Raw genomic sequence first — 4,481 nt, forward strand, 5'->3', positions numbered from 1 at the left:
AGGCTTTCGCCGGTGATCGGCGCCTGGTTCACGCTCGAGCGGCCTGCGACGATCTCGCCATCAAGTCCAATGCGCTCACCTGGCTTCACACGCACGATGTCGCCCCGTGTGCCCGATTTGATGTCGACAGCGCGCCAACTGCCGTCGGACTGCTGGACGGAGGCTTCTTCGGGCGTCAGTTGCATGAGGCCCTTGATCGCGTTGCGGGCTCGGTCGAGCGATTTGGCTTCGATCAGTTCAGCAATCGTGAACAGCACCATCACCATCGCCGCTTCTGGCCACTGCCGCAGGACCAGCGCGCCGGTGACTGCGATGCTCATCAGCGCGTTGATGTTGAGGTTGCCGTTGCGGATGGCGAGCCAGCCTTTCTTGTAGGTGGTGAGGCCGCAGGACAGCACCGCGACGATCGCCAGCCCCGCCGCGAGCCACACAGGCGCGCCGAGCCAGCTAACCGCTTCCGAGCCCACGGCCGCAGCTCCGGCGAGTGCCAGCGGCCACCAGGGCTTGTGCGGCGCGATCGGTGGGTTGGTCAGCGGGGCGGTAGCGTCGGCCAGTTGAGGGTCGAAATCGAGCGAGCGCAGGCTCGCCAGAATCGAGCCGAGCGCCTCGGGGGCATGCACGACCGTGAGCACGCGCTGCATCAGGTTGAAGTCGAGGCTGCGGACATAGGGCATGCGGCCCAGCTTCTTGCGGATCAATGCCTCTTCGGTCGGGCAATCCATCTGCATGATGCGGATCGAGGTGCGCACGCTAGCGCCGATGGTTTCGGTTCCAGCGAGCGTGGCGAGTACGACGGGAGGGATGGAGCAGCAGGCGTCGGTGTAGTCGTTATCGCGGGAATGCACGTGCTCATCCTCCTGGACGATGGCCACATCAGCATCATCATGTTCATGCGACGAAACCCGCTCCGAATGGGCGTGAGCGCACGACTCCCCGTGCTCGTGACGATGCGTTTCTGCGTGGCTGGCGTTAGGCATGGTGGCTTCCTGGCTGAATTTGTGGTCTAGTAAACACCTTGAAGCCACTACAAGGTCAAGGACGCAATCCGGAGGCTCCATGAAAATCGGCGAACTCGCGAAGATTGCCCACTGCACCACCGAAACCATCCGCTTTTACGAAAAAGAGGGCCTGTTACCCGAAGCGGACCGCACCGAAGCGAATTACCGCAGCTACGCGGCGCGCCATGTCGAACGCCTGCGTTTCATCCGCAACTGCCGCGCGCTCGACATGACTCACGACGAGATCCGCGCCCTGCTGCGCCTGACCGACACCCCGGCCGACGGCTGTGGCGCGATCAACACGCTGATCGACGAGCACATTACGCATGTCGATACGCGGATCGACGAGCTCAAGCAACTCAAGGCGCAATTGACGTCGCTGCGCGAGCAATGCCAGACCGAACAGGCTGTCGAGGATTGCGGCATCGTCCACGGGCTCACCGACATGGAAGTGAGCGCCCCCCGTTCCCGGCATACCCATCTGGGTTGAGCGGGCGCTGACCCGCTCGGACCTATTGCCCTGCAGCACGCGCGACGCCTGCTGCAGGGCCGCACCGTTAAACGAATCGAAGTTGGAGAATCAACGTGTTCAAGTGTAGAAACCAGTCCTGCGAAGCGCGGTGGGAGCAGGCAGACGTTGTCATCAAGAACGAGGGCCAAGGGCTCCTGTTCCGCTGCCCGATGTGCGGCGCACGCAATTACGTCGAGCGCTTCGACGCGGACGATGGCTCGGTGGTCTACGAGCAGATCGATGGCCGTCCCCTCCAGTAAGCCCAGCCGAGCCTTCGACACATGAACAGTCTCACGACCGCCACCGCGCCCCCGGGCGCTCCCTTTAACCTGCTGCCGCTGGCGCCGGCGATGCTCGCCAATCTCACGCAGCTCGGCTACGTCGAGATGACGCCGATCCAGGCTGCGAGCCTGCCGATCGCGCTGGCTGGCCACGATCTGATCGCCCAGGCGAAAACCGGTAGCGGCAAGACCGCGGCGTTTTCGCTCGCACTGCTGGCGCGCCTCGACGCGCGCAACTTCGACGTGCAGGCCATGGTGCTGTGCCCGACGCGCGAACTGGCCGATCAGGTTACGCAGGAAATCCGCCGCCTCGCGCGCGCCGAACAGAACATCAAGGTGCTGACGCTGTGCGGCGGCACGCCGATGCGTCCGCAAACCGCGAGCCTGGAACAAGGCGCGCATATCGTCGTTGGCACGCCGGGCCGCATCATGGATCACCTCGAGCGTGGCAGTCTCGCGCTCGGCGCGCTGAACACGCTGGTGCTTGACGAAGCCGACCGCATGCTCGACATGGGCTTCTTCGACGATATCGCGACCGTCGTGCGTCAGTGCCCGAAGGAGCGGCAGACGCTGCTGTTCTCGGCGACGTACCCTGATGGCATCGTCAAGCTGAGCCAGCAATTCCTGCGCAATCCTAAGGAAGTGAAGCTCGAAGAACGGCATGACAACAGCAAGATTCGTCAGCGCTTCTACGAAGTGACGGAAGACGGCCGCCTGCACGCGGTCGGGTTGCTGCTGAATCACTACCGCCCGGTGAGCTCGCTGGCGTTCTGCAATACCAAGCAGCAATGTCGCGATCTGCTCGACGTGCTGCGTGCGCAGGGTTTTCATGCGCTCGCGCTCCACGGCGAACTCGATCAGCGCGAGCGGGATCAGGTGCTGATCCAGTTCGCGAATCGGAGCTGCTCGGTACTGGTGGCGACTGACGTTGCCGCCCGTGGGCTGGACATCGCGCAGCTTGAGGCGGTGATCAACGTCGATGTGACGCCGGATCCTGAGGTGCACGTACACCGCATCGGCCGTACGGGCCGCGCCGATCAGGAGGGCTGGGCGCTCAGTCTCGCGAGCATGAACGAGATGGGCCGTGTCGGCAGTCTTGAGCAGGCGCAGGGGCGTGAGGTGGAGTGGCATCGGCTATCGGAGCTGACTTCGACCAGCAACGAGCGCCTGTTGCCGCCAATGGAAACGCTGCAGATTCTCGGCGGCCGCAAGGAAAAGATTCGCCCGGGCGACGTGCTCGGCGCGCTGACTGGCGAAGCGGGTTTCGCCGGCTCGCAGATCGGCAAGATCAACGTGACGGAGTTCTCGACTTACGTTGCCGTAGAACGCAGCATCGCGCGTGACGCGTTGCGCAAGCTCAGCGCCGGCAAGGTGAAGGGCAAGAAGGTCAAAGTCCGGATGATGGACGAGTAAGCATCGCGAAGGCTGTGCCCGGGCGGGCGCAGCCGCACAGGTTTCATCGACGCCACGCCGAAGCGAAACGGATCAGTTGCTCTGCGCAACGTGATCCGCGCTACGAAACTTGTTTTCCGCTCCCCTTAGTCCGACCCACCGCCGTCTGTCGAATCGGACTGGATCAGCGAACGGACCGTTAGATAAACCACCGGCAGGTCGTCATCGTCGCGTCTCCAGTCGACGGGCTCGTCAAGATCAGAGCCGGACAGACGGCTGTCGCCGAAGCGGACGAACATCTTCCTGACGTGCTCTTTATTCCTCGCCCGGAAGCCGGGATTCTCGAACACCTGTTCGTCGATCGTCTGCAGGGTGCGCCACGTCGGCAACCCACCGCCGATCGGATAGGCGCGACGGCCGCTATTCAGATGACGCTTCGCGACCGTGACAATGACCTGCTGAAGGTCGAGCGATGCGCTGCGGAGCGCGCGTTCGAGGGCAATGGGATCGATGTCTCTTACATCTTCATCGAAGGCCGTAGCGTTGGCCATAGTCTTATTTTCCTTAGAGCGTGGGCGGTGCGTTGCTTCAAAGGTGCTTCGATTGGGGCAGGCAGCGCTGCGCGAGCAACTGGCGGATCTGGGCGAGATGGGTGTCGCCGACCGTGCAGTCTTCGATAGGGCGAAAGTGCTGGCGTGGCATGGGCGGACGTACGCCGAGGTAGCGGCACACCGCGGACAGATACGGTTTTCCGTTGCCTCCCAGATGTCGTGCGGCAGCAGCCACGCGAGCGTCGCCGGCATGCTTGCACAGCCAGGCGAGTGTCTCGCGGTCGTCGTCGTTCAGGATGCGGATAAGCTGGTTCATTGCTCTACCCCTGTATGAACATACACACTGTGAATTTATACAGTATTCTGGGAAGATGCAAGGGGATTGAGGCGGGCGAGTTGATCCGATCGGGACGCCGCGTTTTGGCGAGGGCTGGGTGAGCAGGGTTTTAGGCGAGGCGGAAGGCTGTCAGCAACAAGCCTGTAGTAGATTGCCTTGGAGCACGTTGTCGTGAAGTTGCGCCCGAGGGATGTGGATACGCAGTGCCAAGACGAATCCCGGAAAGCAAAAAGCCCGGTCACGAGGACCGGGCTTTTTGCTTGAATTCTTTGGTGGGGCGTGAGTGACTCGAACACTCGACCTACGGATTAAGAGTCCGCTGCTCTACCAACTGAGCTAACGCCCCCAACAGACTGCTAATTATGAAGGACTTTTTTTAAGTTGCCAAGACCCCTTTAGCAGATTTCTTAA

6 protein-coding genes and 1 tRNA gene are annotated in these 4,481 nt (G+C 62.2%); 3 read left to right on the forward strand and 4 right to left on the reverse strand.

Going from position 1 to position 4,481, the window contains the following annotated elements; all coding sequences use genetic code 11:
- Positions 1–977: cation transporter (locus M0954_RS10305; RefSeq protein WP_297353030.1), on the reverse strand; the 977-nt coding region annotated here is incomplete at its 3' end.
- A gap of 79 nt (positions 978–1,056) precedes the next feature.
- Here M0954_RS10305 and cadR point away from each other — a divergent pair.
- From cadR to dbpA, 3 genes are all read left to right on the forward strand, one after another.
- Positions 1,057–1,488: a Cd(II)/Pb(II)-responsive transcriptional regulator gene (gene cadR, locus M0954_RS10310; RefSeq protein WP_122153054.1), complete on the forward strand. Its 432-nt coding sequence runs from the start codon at positions 1,057–1,059 to the stop codon at positions 1,486–1,488.
- Between the two features lie 95 nt (positions 1,489–1,583).
- A complete protein-coding gene (locus M0954_RS10315) occupies positions 1,584–1,769 on the forward strand; it encodes a hypothetical protein (protein WP_074263018.1) in 186 nt (61 codons plus the stop codon).
- A 21-nt stretch (positions 1,770–1,790) separates the two neighbouring features.
- The gene (gene dbpA / locus M0954_RS10320) at positions 1,791–3,203 is read left to right on the forward strand and encodes an ATP-dependent RNA helicase DbpA (protein ID WP_297353033.1); all 1,413 of its coding nucleotides are present in this window, start codon (positions 1,791–1,793) and stop codon (positions 3,201–3,203) included.
- A 125-nt stretch (positions 3,204–3,328) separates the two neighbouring features.
- Here the strand turns inward: dbpA and M0954_RS10325 are convergent, their stop codons facing one another.
- From M0954_RS10325 to M0954_RS10335, 3 genes are all read right to left on the reverse strand, one after another.
- Positions 3,329–3,733, reverse strand: coding sequence for a DUF2471 domain-containing protein (locus tag M0954_RS10325; RefSeq protein ID WP_297353035.1), 405 nt, complete (start codon positions 3,731–3,733; stop codon positions 3,329–3,331).
- A gap of 37 nt (positions 3,734–3,770) precedes the next feature.
- On the reverse strand, positions 3,771–4,049 hold the full coding sequence (locus M0954_RS10330) for a hypothetical protein (RefSeq protein WP_122153058.1): 279 nt from the start codon (positions 4,047–4,049) through the stop codon (positions 3,771–3,773).
- 291 nt (positions 4,050–4,340) lie between these two features.
- Positions 4,341–4,416 (reverse strand) — tRNA-Lys (locus M0954_RS10335).
- Positions 4,417–4,481: the final 65 nt, after the last annotated feature.

Origin of the sequence: Paraburkholderia sp. (genome assembly GCF_026225065.1) — a bacterium.
GTDB lineage: Bacteria > Pseudomonadota > Gammaproteobacteria > Burkholderiales > Burkholderiaceae > Paraburkholderia.